A 1275-nucleotide genomic window follows, 5' to 3' on the forward strand; every position below is an offset into this window, starting at 1 on the left:
GGAAAAAGGCATGGCCGAGCTTCGCCGGGGAGCCGAGATCAAAATCCCCGAGTTTTACAAGTACATCATCAAGTATGTCACGCCGCTTTATCTTCTGGTGGTGTTCTTTCTCTGGTTGCGTCAAAACTTTGTGGTCACATCTCCGGAGCAGAATCGTATCCGGCAGCTCTTTACCGATCCCGTCGTTGGGGGAATGGCTGTCTTCATCTTGGCCGTGGGAGTTCTTTTCGCCCTGTTGATCGCCCAGTCGGTGAAGAATTGGCGGCGGATCGAAGCCAGCCAGGAGGAGGTCGTCATATGACACTCGGAGGCTGGATCGTCATGTTGCTGTCAGTCGGGGGAGCCACCGCGCTGCTGGCCTGGTGCCTCTATAAGGTGCTGACCACGCCGGGAAGCGAAGAGCATCTCCATGGCCAGGTGGATATTCACACCCCCGACATGGATGCTGAGTAATCCGGTCGTTTTACTCTTCTTTTCAGCCGCTGGCGGGACTCTCGGAAATCCGTGACCGGGCGCGGAAATTCGCGAGTTTGCCGACCCAGCCCGCCGTTTCCTGGCCGCGGCATTTGCGTCATAAGTGACGGATTGTCAATGAGATCGGGAAAAATGGCGCCCGTTTCTGGTAAATGGTATCCTAATTGCGTTAACAGCTCATCGACAGGAAGCTGCGAATTGCAACTGTAAAAATTGCTGCACGGGGTGACTCGATGGTCGGAACAACTTTAGAGCTGCGAGGGTCGCCGTTCTTCCACGAGATTATCCGGGAAGTGCCCGGTGGCGAGCGCATCGTCCGCTGTTTGCAGTGCGGCACGTGTGGCGGAAGTTGCCCCAACGGGGCGGACATGGAGTACACCCCCCGCACCATTTTCGCCATGATTGCCGCCAACGAGCGGGAGAAGGTCCTCAAAGCGAACACCATGTGGTTTTGCGTCTCCTGTTATTTCTGCGTCAGCCGCTGCCCGCAAAAGATTCCCATCACTGACATCATGTACGGGCTCAAGCGGATCGCCATCCGGGAGCGGATGTATCGGGATACCGACGCGCCGGCTCTGGCCAAGACCTTCACGGATCTGCTCGACAAATATGGGCGGAGTTTCGAGCTGGGCCTGGCCAGCCGGTATTACCTGTTCAATCGGCCGCTGGCCATGCTCAAGATGGGGCCCCTTGGGTTATCCATGTTTACCCGGGGAAGAATGGCCCTCTCGCCGACGCGCATCAAGAACATTGATCAGCTTCAAGCCATTATTCGCAAAGCACGCGAACTCGGAGGGCATC

3 protein-coding genes are annotated in these 1275 nt (G+C 56.8%); all 3 read left to right on the plus strand.

Annotated elements, in window-relative coordinates; translation table 11 throughout:
* Positions 1-301: hypothetical protein (locus H5U08_RS19190; RefSeq protein WP_297036895.1), on the plus strand; the 301-nt coding region annotated here is incomplete at its 5' end.
* The gene (locus H5U08_RS19195) at positions 298-453 is read left to right on the plus strand and encodes a hypothetical protein (RefSeq protein WP_297036898.1); all 156 of its coding nucleotides are present in this window, start codon (positions 298-300) and stop codon (positions 451-453) included. The genes H5U08_RS19190 and H5U08_RS19195, both read left to right, overlap by 4 nt.
* Positions 454-707: 254 nt before the next feature.
* Positions 708-1275 (plus strand): 4Fe-4S dicluster domain-containing protein (locus tag H5U08_RS19200; protein ID WP_297036901.1); only part of this gene is annotated, 568 nt, incomplete at its 3' end.

The organism is Thermogutta sp., from assembly GCF_014359955.1.
In the GTDB taxonomy this organism is placed as follows: domain Bacteria; phylum Planctomycetota; class Planctomycetia; order Pirellulales; family Thermoguttaceae; genus Thermogutta.

Coding starts and splice junctions, on each gene's coding strand:
- H5U08_RS19195 (WP_297036898.1), top strand. CDS start 298: ATGACACTCGGAGGCTGGATCGTCATGTTGCTGTCAGTCGGGGGAGCC.